Below are 24401 nucleotides of genomic sequence, written 5' to 3' on the forward strand. Positions count from 1 at the left end.
AAGAATATAATCAAAACAAGTTAGAAGAATTATCTAGCCAGATAGAAAACAGTAAAGAAGAGCAATCAAAATTCTTTGAAGAAGAAAAAGAAAATATTTCTAAATTAAAAGAAGAGTTAGAAGAAAGTATTACAGAGAAAATAGACAGTAACAATGCCAACTATAATAATGTAATGCTGGAACAGAATCTAAAAACTTTTAAAGATATTTCATCTTTAAGAAAAGGACATAAAGACCTTGAAGAAGATATAAATAATAAAATTAATACTCATATAGAAGAACAGAATGCTAAATATGAAGAATTTATTAGAACTATAAATGATATATTAGAAAAAAATAATATAAAATACGAAGAGCTTGCTGATAATTTGAATAATAAATTTAATATTGGTATTGATGAACAGAAAAAATATTTTGATAAAGAGAATCAAGATACAGACAGCAGATATGAAGCATTTATTAAAAATATCAATGAAATATTAGAAAATAATTATTTAAAATATGAAGAGCTTGCCAATACTGTAAATGCAAAATTAGAATCTAATAAAGTACAAGATTATAGTAAAGGATTAAACAGAGTAAATTATAATAACAATCAAAATGAAAAGCTTGTTAATTATATAGAAAATAGACTTAATGAAGAGAGTTCTAAAAATAATAAAAAGATTAAAAAAATAGAAGATAATCAAGTAAAAAATGATAAAGAGATTAAAGAAGTAAATAAAAAAATAGGTAATGTTGCTATAGTATCTGTTTCTTTATTTGTTATTATAATAATAGTATTTTTGGCTTATCAACTATTATAATATTTTTAGGAGGGATTAATTTTTATGGATATGTTTGACTCTAAATATAATTCCTCCATCATAGACAAATTTGCCTATGAAAAAGAGTATTTATCATTAGGTTATAAATATATATGCGGTATCGATGAAGTAGGACGGGGCTGTTTATTCGGACCTGTTACAGTTGCCGCCGTTATAATGCCTTTAGAACTTAATAATGATATTGAAGTGGTAAGAGAAAATATAGTAGAAGAGGTTGATGACTCTAAGAAAATATCTGCTAAAAAAAGAGAAGAGCTTTATGATAAAATTATTAATAAAGCATTATGTTATAGTGTATATTCGGTAGATGCCAAAACTATAGATGAAATTAATATTTATAATGCTACAAAACTTGCTATGGTTAATGCTGTTAGGGGGTTAAATATAAAACCTGATGTACTTCTTATAGATGCTGTAAAACTAGATATTGATATAAAGCAATGCTCTATAACCAAAGGCGATTTTAAATCCTACAGTATAGGCTGTGCAAGTATAGTTGCTAAGGTAGAAAGAGACAGAATGATGAATGAACTTCCAGAAGTTTATCAGAAATATAAAGTTGCTAAAAATAAAGGCTACGGTACTAAAGAGCATATGAAAGCTATTGAGATGTACGGAGCAAGTGATATGCATAGATATTCATTTGAGCCTATAAAATCAAATTTCTCAAATAAAAAAGAAGAAGATAATCTCATTTTGTAATATTTGTTTAGGTTATACTGTAACAATTTTATTTTGTCAGCTGATGGACTTTATATAGAATTATCGATTTTTTTTCCGCATACTTCTTTGGGCTTCGCCAAAGTTGTCGCCAAAGGCACGCAGAGCGAAAAACACAATTGATAGAACTTTATATTTTGTATACACGTATTAAATGTAGCGTATATTCTAAATTTAGTCTAAAAATACAGTCTTTTTGGTTCTTTGTGTCAACAAAAGAACTGGGGGGCTAGTCCCCACAAATAATAAATTTAAAAAATTAAATTTTTGACAAACTGTACTTGTTTATGTATATACTAAAATTTATTTATATAAAAAGCCATATATATGATAATAATTGCTTAAATTTTAATACTTGTTTTTGTTAGATTTTATGGTAGTATATTTTCATGAAAAGTTTAGATAAAATAAAATTAATAGCAACAGATTTGGACGGTACACTTTTAAATAGTGAAAGTGAGATAAGCGATTATAATAAAAAAGTTTTTCAGTATTTAATGAATAATGGTATTGAAATTATACTTTCTACTGGAAGACCTTTTAATGGTATGCAGCGTTATAAAGATATGATTAATAATGATAATTATTCTATAGTTTTTAACGGTGCTATAATTGCTGATACTAATGGAAAATTTGTGTATAATAAAGTAATAGATGAGGCTTCTTCAAGGAAGATAGCAGATTTGATTGATAAGTATAAAGTTTATCTTCATGTATACAGCGGAAATAAGTATATAGTATCCGAGCCTGATTTTTATTATGAAAGATATATAGAAAAAGAAAATATTACTGATACAATAATAGGTTTGGAAAATGTAGATAATTTTGAGTTCAGTAAAATGGTATTTATAGGTGAAAGAGAAGAACTTTTAAGGCTTCAGTCATATATAATGAGTAATTTTAATGTTCATACATCATTTTCACATACCAATTTTTTAGAGGTATTAGCTAAAGGTATAAATAAAGGCAGTGCTTTAAAATGGCTTTGTGATAATAAGGGTATTAAAAGAGAAGAGATAGCAGCTTTTGGGGATAATTATAATGATATAGAGATGATAGAGTATGCTGGTGTAGGAGTTGCTATGTCTAATGCCGAAGAAGATGTCAAGAAAAAGGCAGATTATGTATGCTTAAGTAATGATGAAAACGGGGTAGGAGACTTTTTAAATAAGTTTTTGAATTTGAATATAATTATTTAGAATTTTATATTGGTAGTATTGACATTTTTTTGTTTTATGTTATAGTATTGTCAATGTCTATGCGGGAATAACTCAGTTGGTAGAGTTTCTGCTTGCCATGCAGACTGTCGCGGGTTCGAGTCCCGTTTCCCGCTCATCTTATACCCCAGTAGATGGCTTTTCTATTGGGGTTATTTTTTTTATTATAATTTTATTAATTAAAGCTTAATAATAAAGCTTAATAAAGGTATTATTAAAAATGGATATTAAAGATTTGAATTTTGAAACTTCAACCGATGAAAAAGATTTAGTTACACTTAAACTCATTGTATCAAAAGATGCTTATAATAAAGAGTTGGAAAAACAAATAGAATATTATAAGCCTAGAGTTAATGTTAAAGGTTTTAGAGTAGGTCATGCCCCTAACAATATTATACTTTCAAGATACAGAGAGGCTTTGGAAGGTGCAGCTAATGAGGTTTTAATAGAAGATGCTTGGAATACTTATCATGATGAGAAAAATGTTAAAGCTATGGGTACTCCTAAACTTTTAAACTTAGAAAACAAAGAAGACGGACTTCATCTTACTTATGAGTATTACCCTATACCAGAGTTTGATTTGCCTGATTTATCTTCTATAAGTGTAGAAAAAAATAAATATACAGTTGATGACAGCGTAGTTGAAGAAGCATACAAATTATCTCTTCAAAGATTTGCTCATTTTGATGAAAGTGAGTTAAAGTCAGAAATAGGCGACAGGGTATATGTTAAAATAGAATTTGATGATGATGAAAATAAAAAATACAATAAAGAATTAACTGTTGTGGCAAGCGATGATGAAAATGACAGTATATTTGCAAGAAATGCTGTAGGCGTAAAAAAAGATGATAAAAAACTTCTTAAAACTTATGTTGACGGCAGAGAAGCTACACTAATAATGAATATTGTAAAAGTAGAAAAACCTGATATGAAAGATGATTCTAAAGAAGAGGACAGACAAAAAGTAAAAGAATCTTTAAAAGATCATTTAATAAAAAGAGCAGAAGACAGAGCAAATAGCGAGCTTGTAAATGATACTTTATTTAATAAATTAATAGAATTAGTTAATATGACTCTTCCAAAAGGCTATTATGAAGAACAATTAGAAACTTCATTAAATGAATTTGAAAGATCTATGTCAAGCAGAGGTATGAGTAAAACTGATTTCTTAATTTCTGTAGCAAAAACTGATGATGATATTAGAAAAGAATATGAAGAAAATGTAAGAAAACAAATAACTTTTGATATGATTATGGCAAAATTAGCTGATACTTATAAAGATTCTATCACAGTTAATGAAGATAAGGCTAAAGAATATGCTAACAGAATGTATCAATATCAAAGCTATATGGGACTTGCTAAACTTCCTAAAGAAGAACAGCAGAATATTATCAATTATATAATGCGTGATGCTCAAACTAGAGCTACTTCTGAGGCTATACTAGATTATGTAAAAGAACATGTACAGGTATCAGAAAAAGATGCAGGTAAATTCAAACCAGAAGAGAATGATGTTTGGGGCGGATATTAATTGTTAAAAGGATAAATATGGATTTGGAGAGAAATTATATGACTATACCTTATGTAATAGAGCAAACAAGCAGAGGAGAGCGTTCTTACGATATATATTCAAGGCTTTTAAAAGATAGAATTATATTTTTGGGCGGAGAGATTAATGATGATGTTGCTAATATAGTTATAGCACAGCTTTTATTTTTGGAATCTGCTGATCCAGAAAAAGATATTTCTTTATATATAAACAGTCCCGGCGGAGTTGTTACAGCTGCTTTGGGTATGTATGATACTATGCAGTATGTTAAGCCTGATGTTGCTACTTTATGCGTAGGACAGGCTGCTTCAGCAGGTGCTTTGCTTCTTGCAGGAGGGGCTAAAGGTAAAAGATTTGCTACTGCTAATTCAAGAATAATGATTCACCAGCCTTCAGGCGGTTCAAGAGGTATGGTTACTGATATGGAAATACAATTAAAAGAAACTATACGCTTGAAAAGCATACTTAATAATATTATGGCTAATCATACAGGTCAGGATATTAAAAAACTTGAAGCTGATATGGATAGAGATTATTTTATGAGTGCTGATGAAGCTAAAGAATATGGTATAATAGATAAGGTTTTCTCTAGCAGAGAATAATAATATAATTTTTATTTGAAAAATAATTAAACAAGGGGCATATTAAGCCCCTTGTTTTGGATGCAAGTTTTTATTTTATTATTGAAATTTATTATTGAAATACTTATATTTTGATATAGAATATATAAACTTAATTATTGATTATATGATAATATATTTTTTAATATATAAATTGGAGAGATATGTCTAAAAAAGGTAATGATAAAAAAGAAGTTTGTTCTCTATGCGGAAGAGAATTAAAAGAATTAAGCCGATATATTGAAGGCAATGAAGGATATTTATGTTCTGATTGTTCTGCTATAGCAAATGACTATTTTAACATGAATGTTCAAAAGAAGAAATCTAAAGAAAAAGATTATGAAATAAAAATACTTCCGCCAAAGCAGATAAAATCTTTACTTGATGAATATGTTATAGGACAGGATTATGCTAAAAAAGTTTTATCTGTTGCAGTTTATAACCATTATAAAAGAATAACTCAAAGTGCAGAAGATAAAAATGATGTAGAAATAGAAAAGTCTAATGTACTTTTAATAGGTCCTACAGGAAGCGGTAAAACTTTACTTGCTCGTACTTTAGCTAAGGCTTTGAATGTGCCTTTTGCTATTGCTGATGCTACTACTGTAACAGAGGCTGGATATGTAGGTGATGATGTTGAAAATATTCTTTTAAGGCTTATACAGAATGCTGACGGCGATATAAAATTGGCAGAAAAAGGTATAATATATATTGATGAAATAGATAAAATTTCACGCAAAAGTGAATCCCGTTCTATTACAAGAGATGTATCAGGCGAAGGTGTACAGCAGGCATTATTAAAAATTGTGGAAGGTACTGTTGCTACTGTTCCTCCTCATGGCGGAAGAAAACACCCTCATCAGGATAATTTGCATATAGATACTTCTAATATACTTTTTATATGCGGCGGGGCTTTTATAGATATAGAAAAATCTATTGCTGAACGTACTTCTAAAAAAGGTTTGGGTTTTGCCGCTGAAGTTAATTCTATGGATAATCTTAATTATGATGAGATAATGAAAAATATTTCTACAGAAGATTTGGTTAAATATGGGCTTATACCAGAACTTATAGGAAGGCTTCCAGTAATAGCCACTTTAGAAGAGTTAAAAGAAGAAGAGCTTTTGCAGATACTAAAAGAGCCTAAAAATGCTTTGACTAAACAGTATCAAAAATTATTTTCTTATGACAATATAGAATTAAAAATAGATGATGAGGCATTAAAAGTAATAGTAAAAAAAACTATGGAAGAGCATACAGGAGCAAGAGGTTTAAGAGCTTTATTTGAACGTGTTATGCTTGATGCTATGTATGATATGCCTACTGATGACAAAGAAAAGAAAGTTTTTGAGCTTGATAAAGAATATGTTGAAAGCAGATTAGGTACTGTAAACGAATAATTTTATATATTTAATTATATTACAAATTAAAAATAACAAAATAATTTTTTAGGGAGTTTTAATGTTACCAGTAAATGATTTAAGAAAAGGCGATGCTATAATTTTAGACGGAGAAACTTATTTAGTTGTAGATGCTCACTTTCACAGAGCTCAGCAGAGAAAGGCAAATGTAAAAACTAAATTAAAAAACATGCTTAAAGGTAATATGATAGAGAAAACTTTTTCATCTACAGAAAGTGTTGAAGAGGCTGATTTATCATATAAAAAAGCTCAGTATCTTTATGAAGAGGGTGACAGCTATGTGTTTATGATACTTGATAATTATGAACAGGTTCATGTAAGTGCTGATATATTAGGTGAGAGCAAATATTATTTATTAGATAACAGCGAAGTAGATTTACAATACATTAATGATGAAGTTACAGCGGTACGTTTTCCTATACATGTGGTATTGGAAGTTACTTATACGGAACCTGGTTTTAAAGGCGATACTACAGGTACTACATTAAAACCTGCTAAACTTGAAACAGGTATTGAGATTAATGTACCTTTGTTTATAAATATAGGTGATAAAATTAAAGTTGATACTAGAGATGACAGTTATGTTGAACGCGTAAATAAATAATGCTTTATATATTCACCATTATTTTAGCTTTATTTATATTAATAACTATATTTTTTATAAAAGTTAATTTCTTAATATATACTTTAGCAGCTCTTTTTATAGTTCATATAATATTTACAAAGTCTTTTTATAAAACTATAAAAAAGTTGCTTTATTTAATTCCTTATTTTCTTGCAATATTTATCATTCAGGCATTAAACTCAAGAGGCGAGTACTATACTATTTTTGGTATTTATCTTGATAAAGTTGGTGTAGATTTCACTATTATTTATTTTATTAGAATAGCATCTGTTCTTTATTTTTTATCAATTTTCTTTATCATAATAAAAAAATTAAAAGTTCCAAACGGACATTTTTTTGATGAGATGATAAGAATAAGTATCTTTATGAAGATAGTAAGAAAATCATTTTTTCTTGAGTTTAATAAGATAAGAGATAAAAATAAAAGTTTTAAAGATAAACTAAATTTAATAAAAAATCTATTAGAGAATGTTTATAATGATTCTTTCAGACTTTATCCTTATGAGAGTTTAGTTTCTTATTACAGAAATTTAAATAAGTAGTATAGCAAAATTGTTTTAGTTTTTTATGCTATTAATTTAAGTAATAAAAAACATAATTATTTAATTTAAGAATTATACAATATTTTATATGCTGTATAATTTTGTTTTTTTATACAATTATGCACTCTCTCTAAAATCGTACTAAACAAAGATTATGGATGTTCTAGGCTGAAAAAGTTAAAAACATTTGTATACACAGCTTAAATATTAATAATAGTTAATTAGTTTGCTCCAAATAGCAGTAATTAAATCTATGCCTTCCTAAAGGATTTAATACCAAATCTCTCAAATACGGATATACTATAAAAGAATCGGATCTGTAATATAGCGGTATAATAGGCATTTCATCTAAAAGTATAGCTTCAGCCTCTCTCATATTTTTCATTCTTAAATTATTATCATATGATAATTTAGCTTCTGATATTAAACTGTCATATTTGGCATTTGAAAAACCAGAATGATTAACTCCTCCGTAGCTTATCATAACATCAAGCATAGTCATAGGGTCATAATAATCACCAGTCCAGCCCATTCTAGCAATTTGATATTTCTTTTTTGTAAGGGCTAATAATGTAGCTGGAAACTCTTCTTCCTGCAAATCAGTATTAATATTTAAATTATCTTTCCACATTTTTTTAATAGCATCTCCAACTTCATAAAATATTCCGGGAGATACTTTTAACTGCAAAGCAGGATAGTTTTCTCCGTTTGGATATCCAGCCTGAGCCATTAATTCTTTAGCTTTTATAATGTTTTTTTCATAGCTGTCTGTATCTATATAATTAGATGACTCCTCTCTGAAAGAATAATTAATTCCTTTTACAGCAGGAGGTACAAAAGCTCCAGCAGGAGTCTGAGAACCTTTAAGTATATTATCAACTATATATTTTCTGTCTATAGCAAGGGATAATGCCTGTCTTACTAATTTATTTGTCAATGCTTCATTTGTTATATTTAATTCAAGATATATAGTTCCTATAGCATTATTTGGAACAATATATCCTTTATTTTTAAGATATTCTAGCTCATCTGCGGGTGCTTCTAATGCTGAAAAATGTACCTGTCCGTTAGTAATTTGTCCAATAATATTTAGTACATCAGAATTTGACACAAAGGTTATTCTTTTAGCTATTATTTCACTTTTATCATAGTAATACGGATTTTCTTCAAATACTATTTTTTCATTTTCAGCTCTTTCTCTTAATTTATATTGTCCGTTACAAACATATGTTTCAGGTTTTAGCGTCCATTCATCTCCGTATTTATTTATAATATCTTCTCTCAAAGGAACAAATATTCCAGTGGAAGCTAGGAAGTCTATAAAGTACATAGAAGGAGTTTCCAGTACTACTTCTAATGTATAATCATCTAAAGCTTCAGCACCTAAATTTGATATGCTCATAAGTCCCATTCTTATATCTTTTGCATTTTTTACAATTTCCATCATATAGGCATATGAAGCATTAATATTAGGATCTACTGCCCTTCTCCAACTGTATTGAAAGTCATAAGCAGTTACTGGTTTACCGTCAGACCATTTTGCATTTGTTCTTAGATAGAAAGTATATGTTAATCCGTCTTCTGATATATCCCAGCTTTCAGCCATTCCAGCTCTTATATTGTTATTAGGATCTGTTTTTGTTAATCCTTCAAATGCATGTAAGATATATGTACTTACTACCCCTATAGAGTTTAGGGTAGGATCTATTGTAGCAGGCTCGCTTCCCATATTAACAATTATATCTCTTGTCGGGTCTATTTCTTCGTTGTGATTATTGCAGGAAATGATTGCAATAATGATTATTAAATATAAAAAAATATTTTTCATTTTTTTATGGAACTCCGAAACAAAAAAACATTAATATATATTTAATTATTATATTAAATATTGGTATAAAGTCAATATTAATATATATATTTTTGTGATTTAGTATAGTTATAATTATTTTTTTGTAATATTTTTATATTATATGATTTCACAAAAATGCTTTTCATTATATAAAAAATATAATTATTAAGTCTATAAAAAGATATTAATTTGCCCTGTGTAAAAATACAAAAAAAATATGTTCAATAATTAAAATTTAATTGACAATCAAATTTAAATTTACTATACTAGAGTTTATTAAAAAACGATTAATTTTATTCAAAAATATAAGCGGGGAGTTTTTTATGGATTTTAAAAAGATTTATCAAGAAAAGTTAACTACAGCAGAAGAAGCTGTTAAGGTTGTAAAATCAGGTGATTGGGTTGATTACGGCTGGGTAGTTGCTACTCCAATAGAATTGGACAAAGCTCTAGCTAAGAGACTTCCAGAATTAAAAGACCTTAATTTCAGAGGCGGAATATTATTTTGGGAACCAGAGATATTCAAAGTTCCTGATGCTGCTAAATATATGACTTGGAACTCATGGCATATGTCTGGATTGGAAAGAAAAGCAATAGACAAAGGTTTTTGTTTTTATGATCCTATACGTTATTCAGAAATGCCAAGATATTACAGAGATTTGCCAAGAGGTATAGATGTGGCAATGTTCCAAGTATCAGAAATGGATGAAGACGGTTATTTCAATTTTGGTCCTAGTGCTTCTCATATGCAGGCTATGATAGAAAGATGCAAATGTGTAATAGTAGAAGTTAATAAAAATATGCCAAGATGTTTAGGTTCAAAAACAGTTAGAGGAGAAGCAGTTCATATTAACCAAGTTGATATGATAGTAGAAGGCAATAATCCTCCTATCGTAGAAATGGGCGGCGGCGGAGCAGCTACTGAAGTTGATAAAACAGTAGCTAAACTCATAGTAGAAGAAATACCAAATGGTGCCTGCTTACAGTTAGGTATAGGCGGTATGCCTAATGCTGTAGGTTCATTGATAGCACAGTCTGATTTAAAAGATTTAGGTGTTCATACAGAAATGTATGTTGATGCTTTCGTAGATATATCTTTGGCTGGAAAAATAACAGGTTCTAAAAAGAATATAGACAGAGGCAGACAAACTTATGCATTTGGTGCAGGTACAAAAAAATTATATGATTATATAAATAATAACCCAGAATGTTTATCAGCACCTGTAGATTATACTAATGATGTAAGAGTAATATCTTCTATAGATAATTTTATGTCAATCAATAATGCTGTTGAAATAGACTTATTCGGTCAGGTAAGTGCTGAATCAACAGGCTTCAAGCATATAAGCGGAGCAGGCGGACAATTAGACTTTGTATTAGGTGCTTATTTATCCAAAGGCGGTAAGAGCTTTATATGTTTGTCTTCAACAGTAAAAGGTAAAGACGGACAATTACAATCAAGAATAGTTCCTAGTTTTGCAAATGGTACTATCATAACAGATACTAGAGCTAATACTCATTATGTAGTAACAGAGTACGGAAAAGTTAATTTGAAAGGATTAACTACTTGGCAGAGAGCAGAAGCTTTAATATCTATAGCTCATCCTGATTTTAGAGAAGGATTGATAAAAGATGCTGAAAAAGCTAAAATTTGGAGAAAAAGCAATAAATAAATTTGAATATTGATTATCATTTTTATATACTATTATTAAATAATATTCTTATAAGGAGAAAAAAATGTTTAAAACTACTGAACAACATGAAGCGTTCCGTGCTAAGGTCAGAGCTTGGGCAGAAGAGGTTGTTAAACCTATAGCAGTAGAGCTAGACCTTGATAACAAATTCCCAGATGCAGCTGTAGCTGAAATGGGTGAAAAAAAATTAAATATCATGGGTTTGCCTTATGATAAAAAATACGGCGGTGCAGGACTTGATGTATTAAGTTATGCAATAGCTGTAGAAGAACTTTCAAGAGTAGATGGCGGTGTAGGTGTTATTTTATCCGCTCATACTTCTTTAGGTTCTTATCCTATCGATGCTTTCGGTACAGAAGAACAAAAGAAAAAATACTTAACTCCTCTTGCTAAAGGGGAAAAAATAGGTGCTTTCGGTTTAACTGAACCAGAAGCTGGTTCTGATGCAGGTGGTACAGAAACTACTGCTGTATTAAACGGCGATCATTATATTTTGAACGGTGAAAAAATCTTCATCACTAATGCTCCTAAAGCAGATACTTATGTTGTATTTGCTGTTACTACTCCTGGTATTGGTACTAGAGGTATCAGTGCTTTCATCGTAGAAAAAGGCTGGGAAGGTTTTGAGTTCGGTGAACACTATAATAAATTAGGTATACGTTCATCAGCTACTGCTCAATTACTTTTCAATGATGTTAAAGTTCCTAAAGAAAACTTACTTGGTAAAGAAGGTCAAGGATTTAAAATTGCTATGATGACTCTTGACGGCGGTCGTATTGGTATTGCTGCTCAAGCATTAGGTATAGCACAAGGAGCTTATGAAGCTGCTGTAGAATATGCTAAAGAAAGAATACAGTTCGGACGTCCTATCGCTCAACAACAAGCTATTGCTTTCAAACTTTCTGATATGGCTACTAAATTACGTGCTGCTAGATTCTTAGTTTACAGTGCTGCTGAATTAAAACAAGCTCATGAACCTTATGGTATGGAAGCTGCTATGGCTAAACAATATGCTTCTGATATAGGTTTGGAAGTTGTTAATGATGCACTTCAAATCCATGGTGGTAATGGTTACATTAAAGGTGCTTACATGGTTGAAAGAGCTTATCGTGATGCTAAGATCTGTACAATCTATGAAGGTACTAACGAAATTCAAAGAGTTGTTATTTCTGCTTCTATACTTGGTAAAATGCCTAAAGCTCCTGCAGGTGCTGTTGCTGGTCCTATGGCTAAAAAAGGTCCTATCACAGGTGAAAGAAGAAATATCATCTTCAAAGATGGTTCAGCTCAGGAAAAAGTTGATGCTTTAGTAGCTGCACTCAAAAAAGATGGAATTGATTTCTCTGTTGGTATAGATATGAACACTCCTATAATTGATGCTGAAAGAGTAGTAAGTGCTGGTAAAGGTATTGGTGCTAAAGAAAACATGAAACTTGTTGAAGATTTAGCTAAAGCTGCTGGTGCTGCTATAGGTTGTTCTCGTCCTGTTGCTGAAGAATTGAGATACTTACCTATCAACAGATATGTTGGTATGTCTGGTCAAAAATTCAATGGTAACTTATATATAGCCTGCGGTATTTCTGGTGCTAACCAACACTTGAAAGGTATTAAAAATGCTGCTATTATTGTTGCTATCAATACTAGAGGAAATGCTAAAATATTCAAAAATGCTGACTATGGTATTGTTGGTGATGTTAAAGAAATTTTGCCTTTGTTAACTAAAGCATTAGGCGGTACTGCTGCTAAAAAACCTGCAGAAGTTCCATACAAAAAAATGAAAAAAATTGCTCCTAAGAAAACAATTGAAATACCTAAAATTTATGTATGCAGCGGTTGCGGTTATGAGTATAATCCATTCATTGGTGATCCAGAAGCAGAAATAGCTCCAGGTACAGACTTTACAGCTCTTCCTGAAGAATGGGTATGTCCTGAATGTAGTGAAGAAAAAGCTAACTTCATTAAGGCTTAATAAAAATAAATAATAATAATTAGGAGGAAAATAATGCATTGCGTTAGAAAAGTTACTGAAGATTTATATTGGGTTGGAGCTAATGAACACCGCTTGGCTCTATTTGAAAATGTACACCCTTTAACTAAAGGTGTTTCTTATAACTCTTATGTTCTTTTAGATGAAAAAACAGTTCTTTTTGATACAGTTGACTGGGCTGTTTGCAGACAATTCTTAGATAACTTAGAATATGTTTTAAATGGCAAAAAACTTGACTATATGGTTATTAACCACATGGAACCAGACCACGCTGCTTCTATAGACGAAGTTTTATTAAGACACCCTGAAACTAAAGTTATTTCTACTGAAAAAGCTTTCATGTTTATGGATCAGTTCGGATTTACTGTTCCAGACGATAAAAAAATACAAGTAAAAGAAGGCGATACTCAAAAATTTGGTAAACACGAAATACTTTTCGTTGCTGCTCAAATGGTACACTGGCCTGAAGCTATGGTTAGCTTTGATACTACTAATGGCGTATTATTCTCTGCTGACGCTTTCGGTTCTTTCATCGCTTTAGACGGAAAACTATTCAATGATGAAGTTAACTTCGACAGAGATTGGTTAGATGAAGCTAGAAGATATTATACTAACATCGTTGGTAAATACGGCCCTCATGTACAAAACTTGCTTAAAAAAGCTGGCGGAATCATTGATAAAATTAAAATGTTCTGTCCTTTACATGGACCTATTTGGAGAAATAATCTTGGATATATCCTTGATAAATACAACAAATGGAGTACTTATGAACCTGAAGAAAAAGGTGTATTAATCGTATATGCTTCTATGTATGGTAATACTGAAAATATGGTTGGTGTTTTAGCTTGCAAATTAGCTGAAAAAGGTATTACAAACATCGTTATGCATGATGTATCAAGCACTGATGTTTCTTACTTGATTTCTGACACTTTCAAATTGAGCCATATTGTATTAGCTTCTGTTACTTACAACCTAAATATTTATCCGCCTATGCATAACTATTTAGATGATATGAGAGCTCTTAACGTTCAAAAACGTAAATTTGCTATCATTGAAAATGGTTCTTGGGCTCCTAAATCTGGTGCTTTAATGCAGGAATTCATTGAAAATAATTTGAAACAATGTGAGATTTTAGATGCTCAAGTTTCTATTACTTCTTCTATGAAAGCTGCTAACGTTGGCGAAATGGATGCTTTAGTTGATGCTATAGCTGAATCTATTAAAAAATAATAATATAATACAACATATTATTCAATAAAGGCCGATTCGGGTTTTATACTTGGGTCGGCTTTTTTATATAAATGATTTTGGAATTTTGACGAAAATAATAGACAGTAAATATTGGTTAAAGTATGTAAATATGATAATAATAAGGAAATAATTTTTTATGGTAAGCATTAAAAGACAGAGACAGATTAAATTATTTTTTATATTATCTATTATATTAATCATAATAATGATTTTATTTTTTGTACTTGGATATTTCCCTTATGGGCTTCATAAAAAAGATATGTCCGAAGTAAAAATACCAAAAGATAGTATCGCATATATTAGCGTGAAAAGCCTCGATAAAAGCGTACTTAAATTTTCTGATTCAATATATGCATATAGAATATCCCATGATGAATCTATGTATGATTTTTCTATTCTTGTTAGAAGTGTAGATGCATTTGCAAACAGATTAAAAACAAATGATAATTTTTTTGTTAAAATGGTTTCAGGTTCAATCTTAAAAAGAAATGCTGCTTTGTTATTGTGGGGATACAATGGAACATTAGAAAACTCTGAAATATTTTATATGTTTGATATAGGAAGGCTTAATTCTTTTTTATTAAATGCTTTTTTTAATTCTGATACTCTAACAATAGAAAATAACACATATAATTTAAAAAAAGTTAATTATAATGGAAATAGAATATATGCTTTAGATAATGGTACGCCTTATTTCTTTTTTACTTTTTATAAAGGTGTTTTAATAGCAGCTAAAAATTATAATCATATTAAAAAAATTATAGACTTTTTAAACTCAAAACCTTCTGATTTAGGGGAGATAGCTTTGCTTAACAGAGTGAAAAGTGACTATAATGCGGATATTTCTTTTTATATCAATAAAAATCTATTTGATTACAATAAATGCGAAGGTTCTCTTTTATTTGCTCCTTTAAAATATTTTGAGAATGTTTATTCTATATACGGAAATATCAAACTTAATGATGATAATGGTCTTTGTGATATTTTTGCTGATTATGAGTACGGAGGTTCTGACAGATACTCTCTTTACGGATTAAATGGAAATATAGATATACAGAATTATCTCTCCAAAGATAGTACTGTTATGTATTTTGGATTAAAATCATATTTAGCTGGTCTTTATCCTATAATATATAATGATTTGAAACTTAAACATGATAATGAGCTTTCTTCTGAAATATTTAATCTATTTACAAAGATGAATGATGTATATTCATTTGGAAGTATAATTAATGATCTTTATGGGGAAATGGCAGTTGCTTATGTAGAGGCTAAGAGATCCGAACTCATTTATCCTGTTATTATATTTAATATAGAAAATGATAATTCTCTTTTGCCTAAATTAGAAATAGCACTTTTAAACAAATATCCTACTCTTAATAAAGGCGAAAGAAGTTATAATAATAATTTTATATATTCTTATGATTTGAATAATGGTTCTAATGTTCTTTATTATACCTTCATAGGCAGCATATATTTTGCAAGTGAAGATGAAAAGGCAATAGAAACAGTAATTGATAATAGTCATTCTTCAGAGACTTTGGAATCATATATAAAATCTCAGACTTCCAAAGATATGAATGCTGATTATATATTTACAATACAGCTTTCTAAATCTCAGGATATATTAAGAAATTTTGATATCCCTCTTAGAACTTGGAGCTATCCTAACAGTATTATAGTGGGTTCTACTATCGGCTCAAATTATACACATATTAATATTGACTTTAAGGCTAATTTTAACAGCGTAACTAAATAGTTATTATTAATAGTTGATAAATATAATTATTCGTATATAATAGTCATTATTTTGGGAGAGAAATTTATTTTATGTCTATAATTGATAAACTTTCTTTAGTAGAAAATACATACGAAGATATAGTGCAGAAACTTAATGATGCAAATATAAAAGATAATAGAGTTATTCAGGATTTAATGAAAAAAAAGTCTGAAATAGAAGATATTGTTGAAGAATACAGAAAATTAAAAGCAGTATTAAAAGAAATAGAAGAATCAAATGAGATGATTAATAATCCAGAGACTGATAAAGACCTTAAAGAGATGGCATTAGCAGAAATAGAAGAACTTAATCAAAAAAAAGAAGATATCATAAACTCTCTTAGACTTCTGCTTCTTCCAAAAGATAAAAATGACGGAAAAAATATAATAATAGAAATAAGAGTAGGTACTGGAGGAGATGAATCAGCTTTATTTGTTGGTGATTTATTTAGAATGTACAGCCGTTTTATAGAGAGAGCCAATTTAAAAATGGAGATAATAGATACAAGTCCTACAGAACTTGGAGGATATAAAGAGGTTATATTTTCTGTTTCTGGAAAAAATGCATATAGAGCATTAAAATTTGAAAGCGGTACGCATAGGGTGCAGAGAATACCTGCTACAGAATCTGGAGGACGTATTCATACATCAGCTTCTACTGTTGCTGTTATGCCGGAGGCTATGGAAAGCGATGTTGTTATTAAAGATGAAGATATAAGAGTTGATATATTCCGTTCAAGCGGACCTGGAGGGCAGTCGGTTAATACTACTGACAGTGCTGTTAGGATTACGCATTTACCTACTGGATTGGTGGTTCAGTGTCAGGACGAAAAGAGTCAGCATAAAAATAAGGCTAAAGCTTTAAAGGTACTTCGTGCTAGGATATACGAAAAAGAAGAAGCAGAAAGAAAAGCCAAAGAGGCAAAAGAGAGAAGGGAACAGATTGGCTCTGGTGATAGGAGTGAGAGGATAAGAACTTATAATTTCCCTCAAAACAGAGTTACTGATCATAGAATAAATCTTACTCTTTATAAATTAGATAGATTTATGGACGGTGAGATAACAGAAATAACTGATGCTTTATTTAAAAAAGAGCAGGAAGATATGCTTGCTTCATATTCTGATTAGTATTATTAACGGATTATTTATGAAAGACGTAGAAAATATATTCGGCGAAGAAAAGATTATTCATAATATACATAATGAAGATAATATGATTGCTTATATAAAAAGTTTTGATAATGTTTTATACTGCGATTATTCTTATGGTAATGATGATGATTATTTGATGGGATTATTTGCTTATCATAAAGATGATAAATATATTTTTGGAGAGTTCGGTTCTTTTAGAGAAAATAGAGATGAATTAAAACTTGTAGTGAGTGATTATCCAGAGATTATAACTATAGACAGCTATGAGCTTACTAATGATAAGTTTATAGATTTGCTTAATTTATATAATATATCTATGTGTCAGATGTATTCTTTACTTGGAGAAAGTAAAATAAAAAATATAAAAACAAGTGCATTAAAAAAAATTACTTTAAATGAATATAGAGAAATTTTTCCTCATAGATATATAAATAATAGAATAAAAATGTACGGTAAAGATAAATATGAAAGAGCTGCTATATACAATATATTAGATGATTTAGCATACAGATGCCCTTATTGCGGTGCCACTTCTCTTTTAAAAATAATAGATAATAAAGTTAATAATTTTAAGGATGTGCTTATAAATGAACTTTATAATGAGCATATGGAGAATAGTTTATATTTATGCCGTATTTGTAATTTAATATCCAGAACTCCTAATGATATTATGGATTATATTTAATAATTTAAAGAGGTTATAAAAAATGAGTTTTTTAATATTGATTGATAAGTCTTTTGATAATGAGTTTTCTAAAGAGTTTGAAAGTATTTTTTATAATAAAGCTCTAGTTTTAAAAAATAATTTAAATTGTGATATTAAATATATAGAAAATAATGATCTTGAAAACATAGAAAATTATTTGAATAATATTTATAAAGAAAGTGAGAATTATGATAATATAATTTATATACCAAGCGATATGCCTCTTTTTAATATTGAAGAGACTATTAAACTTACAAAAATTCATGAAGAAAATATAGCTTATTTTAGTTATGGAGAAAATTATCCTTCAGGTATAGTTCCTTTTATAATAAGAAGAACAGCATTTGAGAAATTATTTAATATTATAAAAACAAAAGAGATAAAACCTTCTGAAAATGCTGTAAGCAATATAGTATTTGTTGATCCTAATTTTTTTGAAATAGAAATACTTATATCTGAATATGATATGAGATATTACAGACTTTATTTATTTGCTGATAGTAAAAGAAACGCTCTTATTATAAAAAGACTTATTAATAATGAAAGCTATAAAGAAATGGCTGATTTAATAAAAAATAATCCAAGCATAAGAAGAACTTTGCCTTCATATATAGAAATAGATATTAATAATAGACAAAATGTTTTAAATAAATATTTATTAAAAAATCAAACTATAAAAACAGAACTTAGCAAAGAAGAGAAAAATATAACTTTAGAAGAGTTTAAAACTATTTACAATAAGATATTAAGTTTCTGCGGTGATTTTCATATGTCTATAGGAAGTTATTACGAGCCTCTTTTAAATAGCGAAGTATTTGATATATTAGACTTTGCTCTTCAAAATAAAAATGTTAATATATATTTAGAGACTAATGCTTTGCTTCTTTACAGCGAAAAAGCTAAAAGATTAATAAATATGCAGTCAGAAAATTCTAATCTGCATGTTATAATTCATTTAGATACTATAGATGAAAATGTTTATAATAAAATATATGACAGCGGCGATATAAAAACCATTATGTCAAATATAGATTATTATCTTCTTAGAGAACCTAAAAATACATACATGCAGATAGTAAAGCAGAAAGATAATTTTGATTATTTGGCATCATATTATAAATATTTTGATAAATATAAAATAGATATTATAATGCAGAAATATTATACTTACAGAGGTATTATAGATGATAATAGAGTAGGGGATATGGCACCTCTTATTAATACTGGCTGCTGGCATTTGGCACGTGATTTATTTATAGATTCTTACGGAGATGTTTATATTTGTAGGTTTGATATTAATAAAGAAAAGAAAATATCTTCAATATATGATACTTCTTTAGAGGATATATGGAGTTCACTAGATAAATATTATGCTTTAAAAGATTTGGATTTTTGTAATAAATGCGATGAATGGTATTTATATAATTTTTAATTGATAATTATGGAACATATAGTAGTAAGATATTTAGAGTTTGTTTTAGCCTGTTATGTTGTCAGATTTTTATCTATAAGGCTTGTATTAGAATTTCAGTTTATTAAAAAATTTTATTATATGAGAGAAATACTTCCCGGTGTGCGTAATTGGAATAACAGGCTTAAACTTGTTTATTATTTTGAGCTTTTTTCTTTTATTCAAAGTTTATTTATAGCATTATTTTTTATTGTTTTTTTTGAGTTCGTACCTTTAAAGGATCATATAAAACTAATTATCGGATTTTTAATGTACTCTTCTTTGATAATAGCTGATAAAGCAAGGTTCTCTATTATACATACAAATTATCCCTACTCTCTTTTTATAATGGATACAGCTATATTTTTATTTATTAGTCTCTTACAGTTTATAGTAATGGCATTTATGAATGCTACTTTATAAAATATGATTATTATATAAAAAACCAATATACAAAAAACAGTTTATATTACATAAAGAATTTATATGCAGTAAACTTTTTTTATGTTAATTTTGATCTATTGTGATAGAAGCACCTATATCCATAGAATTAGTTTTTCCTTTATAGATTGCTTTTTCTGATATTATAGAATTATCCATAAAAGCATTTGATATACTTACATCTTCAAATATGATGCAGTTTTTTAATATAGAGTTTTCTATCTTTGAATTTTTTCCTATATGTACATAAGGACCTATTACAGAACTTTCTATTTTTACATCTTTATCTATAAATACAGGAGGTATTATAGCAGTATCTTTTATTCCTTTGCTTAATATTTCATGTTTTATGATAGTTTTATTAGTTTCTATCATAGTAGATTTTTCGCCGCAGTCATACCAGCCGTCTAATTTAAAAGTTTTGAATATTATGCCTTCTTCTATCATATGTTCTAATGCATCTGTAAGCTGATATTCATTTTTAGTTTTTATGTCATTGTTTATTATGTATTCTATGGCAGAAAATAATTCTTTGGAGTTTACTATATTGTACATTCCAGTGAGAGCTAAATTACTTATAGGTTCTTTAGGTTTTTCTACTAATTTAGTTATAACTCCATTATTATCTAATATGGCAACCCCGAATCTGCTTGGATTATCTACTTCGCATACTCCTAAAGCATTTTCATTTTTGCTTACTATATTTGATAAATTTAATTTAAATATAGTATCTCCTAAAATGATAAATATTTTATCATCATCTTTTATATATTCTCTTGTAAGTTGAATAGCATGGGCTAATCCCTTATATTCCTTTTGTTCTACGAATGTTAATTTTATATTTTTGTATTTATTTGTTAAATATTCAATCATCTGATCTTTTAAATATCCAACTATAAATATTACCTCTTCTAAATTATCTATAGAAGAAATTTCAGTCATAATAAAATCTATAATAGTAGAGCCTGCTATTGGAAGAATTGGTTTTGGTTTCGTAATAGTATGAGGTCTTAATCTTGTACCTTCGCCTGCAGCTGGTATAATAACTTTCAACTTTCAATCCTTAAAAAAAATCTTTTATATATATTATAATATATATAAAAGATTTAATAAAATCAATATAAATTGTTATTTATTTTATTAAATTAACTAATAAATCATTAGCTAATTCTTCATTAGAGCCTGTCAAGTATTTAACTAATTCTAAAGCAAAAAATACAGTAGTAGCAGGACCTTTAGAAGTAATAACATTATCATTGCATACAACAATATCTTTTTCTACATATTCCCCGCCTTTAACAGCACTTTCACAGCTAGGATAGCAAGTATATTTTCCTTTTATAACTCCAGCCTCGCCAAGTACTATAGGAGAAGCACATATTGCAGCTACTAATTTTTTATCTTCATACATTGTTCTGATTTTTTCAATAACTCTCATATCTGCTTTAAGATTGTTCATTCCGCCGTAGCCTCCTGCAAGTGCTATAGCATCAAAATCATAATTCATAATTTTTTCTAAAGAAGCATCAGCTTTTATAACTATATTATGAGCTCCCTTTACTTCCAAATTATCAGTTAATGATGCTGTAATAACTTCTAATCCGCCTCTTCTTAAAACATCAATTATTGTTACGGCTTCAACTTCTTCAACGCCTTCGGCTAATGGTACTAAAACTTTTTTTGACATAATCATATGCTCCTTTTTATTATAATACATTAGTAATATGATAATATTATATTATTAATATTGCAAGTAATTAATTATTTTTAATTTTATTTAATGCTTTTTCATACCCTAAATCTGCAGATTTTTGTAAGAATTTATTAGATTTTAGTAAATATTTTTCTTTTATCTCTTTATCTTTTTCATGATTAGAGAGTATATTATAAAGTTTATATAAATCATAATAGGCTATATAGTCCTCATTGTTAAACTCTAATGTGAGTTTTAAATACTTAATTGCCTTTTTATATTTTTTCTTTTTTCTATAAGCTACAGACATTAAATAGTAAGCATCAGAATATGCTTGATTTTTTATAATAGCTTTTTCTAAATCTTCAATAGCCTTATCATATTCATTTTGATACAAATAAACTTCAGCTCGGTAATAATAAGCATCACTGTCATGAGGATATATTTCTATAGATTTATTGTAAGTCTCTATAGCTTTTTCATAATTTTCTATTTCATAATAAACCCTTGCTAAATTATGATATGCATCTAAATTATTGCTGTCAAGCTCTATAACTTTTGTTAAATCATTAATGGCCTCATCATATTTTTTATTTTGTATATTGTTTAAAGCACTATAAAAATATTTATTTTTTTCATCAATCATTATAAATAGTCCTATTTTTAATATAATTATTTTTATTTATTATTATATATTAAAAATTATAATATTGAAATTGTTAAAAATAAGACTTATTTATTTAATTCTTTTATCAATTTAGAAGCCTCTTCAAATCTTTTTCTAATTTCCTTCCAATTTTTCTCTTCCATTAAGTTTCTAGGGCAAAGCCAAGAACCTCCGCAGGCAAATACATGCTTATTTTCTAAATACTCTTTTACATTATCAATGCTCACTCCTCCTAAAGGCATAAATTTAACACCAGTATGCTGATAAACAGGAGCTATATTTTTTATCCAATTAATTCCTCCAAATAAACCTGCATGGAAAAATTTTATATATTTATGCCCATAAGCTAAACACTGCTCAACTTCAGAAGGTGTTGCAGCACCGGGTATATAATTATATTTTTTAGTTTTAGCATATTCAAGCATAATAGGCTGAAAACCTGGGCTTATTATTAAATTAGTTCCTAAATCAAGTATTCTGTCTACTTGTTCTGTACTTAAAACAGTAGCAGCAGCCCTTGGAAGAGTAGGGTAGTCTTTTGCTAATATCTCTAAAGCTTTATATCCGTATTCTGTTCTAAGTGTTAATTCTATAGAAGGCAGAAACTCCAAACAAAGTTCGGCTATATTTCTTATCTCTTCTTCATTTTCTACAACCACTACAGGTATAATTTTATTTTGTATATATTTTTCAAACATAAAAACTCCGTAAAAATAATAGGTAATTTTAATTTATCATACTTAACTATTAAAGTAAATATTAGAATTATTAAAACATATATTTTCTATTATACTTCCTAAATATTTAATATCATTAGGCACTTCTCCGTCTTCTGCCCATTTGCCTATTAAATTACATAGTATTCTTCTAAAATATTCATGCCTTGAATATGAAAGAAAACTTCTTGAATCGGTAAGCATTCCTACAAATAAAGCTAAAGAACCGCTGTTTGCAAGAACTTTTAACTGCTCTTCCATTCCGTCTTTATTATCTAAGAACCACCAAGCAGAACCAAGCTGCATTTTACCTTTTATGCCTTCATCTTGAAAGCAGCCCATAAGTGTAGAAAGCGGATAATAATCTTTATTGTTAAGACTATAAAAAATAATCTTTGGAAGTCCACCATTATTATTGGCAGTTTTTAATAGTGATGATAATTTTTCTATAATATTAGAATCTCCTACCGAGTCATATCCAGTATCAGCACCTAGTTTTTTAAACATCACTTCATTATTGTTTCTCATAGCTGAAATATGTATCTGCATAACTAGATTTGATTCTTTATATTTTTGAGTTAATTTAATAAGTATATATGTTTTATATTTTTCTATTTCTTCTAAAGACAATTTTTCTTTATTCATAGCCTTTTGGAAAATAGCATCTATATTATTTTCATTATCTAAATTAAAAGGCACTAATGACAAGGAACAATCGCTTGATACACAGCCTAAAGTTTTAAAATAATCTATTCTTTTATATAAAGCTTCAGTTAATGATTTTATATCTTTTATATTAACAGAACTTGCTTTTTCTAACTTTTTTATATATTCGCTGAAGTCCTGCATTTCTATATTAATGGCTTTGTCTGGTCTGAAAGAAGGAACAACATTTGTATCAATTTTACCTATTTGAGCTTTTCCTTCTCTGATTAATTTATGATATTCTAAATCATCTATTGGATCATCAGTAGTGCCTATTGTATGAACTTTAAATTTTTTAAGAATATCTTTAACTGTCATATTCTGTAATTTTTCATTGGCTTTTTTCCAAATTATATCAGCATTATCTTCATTTATAATTTCATAAATATCAAAATATCTTTGAAGCTCTAAATGACTCCAATGATATAAAGGATTTCCTATTAAATTAGGCACAGTTTTTACCCAAGCTCTGAACTTGTCATAATCTTCAGCATCTCCTGTTATAAATTTCTCATCTATTCCATTTGCCCTCATCATTCTCCATTTATAATGATCCCCGTAAAGCCAAATTTCAGTAAGATTATTAAATTTTTTATTTTCAGCAATTTCTTTTGGGCTCAAATGACAATGATAGTCAAATATATTACATTTAGAAGCATAATCATGAAAAAGTATTTTAGCTGTATCATTGTATAATAAAAAATCTTTATCCATAAAATTTCTCATAATATTTATCCCTCTTAAATTAAAAATAAATGCAATACAATTATAACTTTTATAACCGTATTGC

The 24401-nt window shown here is 28.4% G+C and carries 21 protein-coding genes, 1 tRNA gene and 1 pseudogene; 17 read left to right on the forward strand and 6 right to left on the reverse strand.

What is annotated here, in order from left to right:
* The 9 genes and pseudogenes from F811_RS16730 to F811_RS0105290 all read left to right on the forward strand — a co-directional run.
* Positions 1–806 (forward strand): annotated as a pseudogene (locus tag F811_RS16730) (hypothetical protein); the annotation flags it as partial.
* 24 nt (positions 807–830) lie between these two features.
* Positions 831–1529: a ribonuclease HII gene (locus tag F811_RS15585; protein WP_020004234.1), complete on the forward strand. Its 699-nt coding sequence runs from the start codon at positions 831–833 to the stop codon at positions 1527–1529.
* 407 nt (positions 1530–1936) lie between these two features.
* On the forward strand, positions 1937–2746 hold the full coding sequence (locus F811_RS0105260; RefSeq protein ID WP_020004235.1) for a Cof-type HAD-IIB family hydrolase: 810 nt from the start codon (positions 1937–1939) through the stop codon (positions 2744–2746).
* 61 nt (positions 2747–2807) lie between these two features.
* A tRNA-Gly gene (locus tag F811_RS0105265) sits at positions 2808–2880 on the forward strand.
* 104 nt (positions 2881–2984) lie between these two features.
* Positions 2985–4295: a trigger factor gene (locus tag F811_RS0105270; protein WP_020004236.1), complete on the forward strand. Its 1311-nt coding sequence runs from the start codon at positions 2985–2987 to the stop codon at positions 4293–4295.
* A gap of 17 nt (positions 4296–4312) precedes the next feature.
* On the forward strand, positions 4313–4915 hold the full coding sequence (gene clpP / locus F811_RS0105275; RefSeq protein ID WP_020004237.1) for an ATP-dependent Clp endopeptidase proteolytic subunit ClpP: 603 nt from the start codon (positions 4313–4315) through the stop codon (positions 4913–4915).
* A 182-nt stretch (positions 4916–5097) separates the two neighbouring features.
* Positions 5098–6333 carry an ATP-dependent Clp protease ATP-binding subunit ClpX gene (clpX, locus tag F811_RS0105280; protein WP_020004238.1) on the forward strand — a complete coding sequence of 412 codons (1236 nt, stop codon included), beginning with the start codon at positions 5098–5100 and terminating at the stop codon, positions 6331–6333.
* A 61-nt stretch (positions 6334–6394) separates the two neighbouring features.
* Entirely contained in the window at positions 6395–6958 is a 564-nt protein-coding gene (gene efp / locus F811_RS0105285; RefSeq protein ID WP_013114470.1) for an elongation factor P, read from the forward strand.
* Complete coding sequence (locus F811_RS0105290; protein ID WP_020004239.1) at positions 6958–7521, forward strand: energy-coupling factor transporter transmembrane component T family protein; 564 nt, start codon at positions 6958–6960, stop codon at positions 7519–7521. The genes efp and F811_RS0105290 overlap by 1 nt, the downstream gene beginning before the upstream one ends.
* Positions 7522–7738: 217 nt before the next feature.
* Here F811_RS0105290 and F811_RS0105295 read toward each other — a convergent pair whose 3' ends face one another.
* Positions 7739–9349, reverse strand: coding sequence for a peptide ABC transporter substrate-binding protein (locus tag F811_RS0105295; protein WP_020004240.1), 1611 nt, complete (start codon positions 9347–9349; stop codon positions 7739–7741).
* Between the two features lie 344 nt (positions 9350–9693).
* Here F811_RS0105295 and F811_RS0105300 point away from each other — a divergent pair, with 344 nt between their 5' ends.
* From F811_RS0105300 to F811_RS0105335, 8 genes are all read left to right on the forward strand, one after another.
* Entirely contained in the window at positions 9694–11043 is a 1350-nt protein-coding gene (locus tag F811_RS0105300) for a butyryl-CoA:acetate CoA-transferase (protein ID WP_020004241.1), read from the forward strand.
* Positions 11044–11107: 64 nt separating this feature from the next.
* Positions 11108–13033: an acyl-CoA dehydrogenase family protein gene (locus F811_RS17165; protein WP_020004242.1), complete on the forward strand. Its 1926-nt coding sequence runs from the start codon at positions 11108–11110 to the stop codon at positions 13031–13033.
* Positions 13034–13066: 33 nt separating this feature from the next.
* On the forward strand, positions 13067–14281 hold the full coding sequence (locus F811_RS0105310; RefSeq protein ID WP_020004243.1) for an FprA family A-type flavoprotein: 1215 nt from the start codon (positions 13067–13069) through the stop codon (positions 14279–14281).
* Between the two features lie 157 nt (positions 14282–14438).
* On the forward strand, positions 14439–16061 hold the full coding sequence (locus F811_RS0105315) for a hypothetical protein (protein WP_020004244.1): 1623 nt from the start codon (positions 14439–14441) through the stop codon (positions 16059–16061).
* Positions 16062–16132: 71 nt separating this feature from the next.
* Complete coding sequence (gene prfA / locus F811_RS0105320; RefSeq protein ID WP_020004245.1) at positions 16133–17209, forward strand: peptide chain release factor 1; 1077 nt, start codon at positions 16133–16135, stop codon at positions 17207–17209.
* Positions 17210–17228: 19 nt separating this feature from the next.
* On the forward strand, positions 17229–17918 hold the full coding sequence (locus tag F811_RS0105325) for a hypothetical protein (protein ID WP_020004246.1): 690 nt from the start codon (positions 17229–17231) through the stop codon (positions 17916–17918).
* Between the two features lie 22 nt (positions 17919–17940).
* A complete protein-coding gene (locus F811_RS0105330) occupies positions 17941–19371 on the forward strand; it encodes a spiro-SPASM protein (RefSeq protein ID WP_020004247.1) in 1431 nt (476 codons plus the stop codon).
* Between the two features lie 9 nt (positions 19372–19380).
* Positions 19381–19812 carry a hypothetical protein gene (locus tag F811_RS0105335; RefSeq protein ID WP_020004248.1) on the forward strand — a complete coding sequence of 144 codons (432 nt, stop codon included), beginning with the start codon at positions 19381–19383 and terminating at the stop codon, positions 19810–19812.
* Positions 19813–19896: 84 nt separating this feature from the next.
* On the opposite strand, the gene F811_RS0105340 is transcribed toward F811_RS0105335, so the two are convergent.
* The 5 genes from F811_RS0105340 to uxaC form a co-directional block, all read right to left on the reverse strand.
* A complete protein-coding gene (locus F811_RS0105340) occupies positions 19897–20883 on the reverse strand; it encodes a sugar phosphate nucleotidyltransferase (protein WP_020004249.1) in 987 nt (328 codons plus the stop codon).
* 79 nt (positions 20884–20962) lie between these two features.
* Positions 20963–21517: a DJ-1 family glyoxalase III gene (locus tag F811_RS0105345; protein WP_020004250.1), complete on the reverse strand. Its 555-nt coding sequence runs from the start codon at positions 21515–21517 to the stop codon at positions 20963–20965.
* 70 nt (positions 21518–21587) lie between these two features.
* A complete protein-coding gene (locus F811_RS0105350; protein ID WP_020004251.1) occupies positions 21588–22169 on the reverse strand; it encodes a tetratricopeptide repeat protein in 582 nt (193 codons plus the stop codon).
* Positions 22170–22255: 86 nt separating this feature from the next.
* Positions 22256–22888, reverse strand: a complete 633-nt coding sequence (locus F811_RS0105355; RefSeq protein ID WP_020004252.1) for a bifunctional 4-hydroxy-2-oxoglutarate aldolase/2-dehydro-3-deoxy-phosphogluconate aldolase — start codon at positions 22886–22888, stop codon at positions 22256–22258.
* A gap of 42 nt (positions 22889–22930) precedes the next feature.
* Positions 22931–24337 carry a glucuronate isomerase gene (gene uxaC, locus F811_RS0105360; RefSeq protein WP_020004253.1) on the reverse strand — a complete coding sequence of 469 codons (1407 nt, stop codon included), beginning with the start codon at positions 24335–24337 and terminating at the stop codon, positions 22931–22933.
* Between the last annotated feature and the right edge of the window lie 64 nt (positions 24338–24401).

Origin of the sequence: Brachyspira innocens ATCC 29796, assembly GCF_000384655.1 — a bacterium.
GTDB lineage: Bacteria > Spirochaetota > Brachyspiria > Brachyspirales > Brachyspiraceae > Brachyspira > Brachyspira innocens.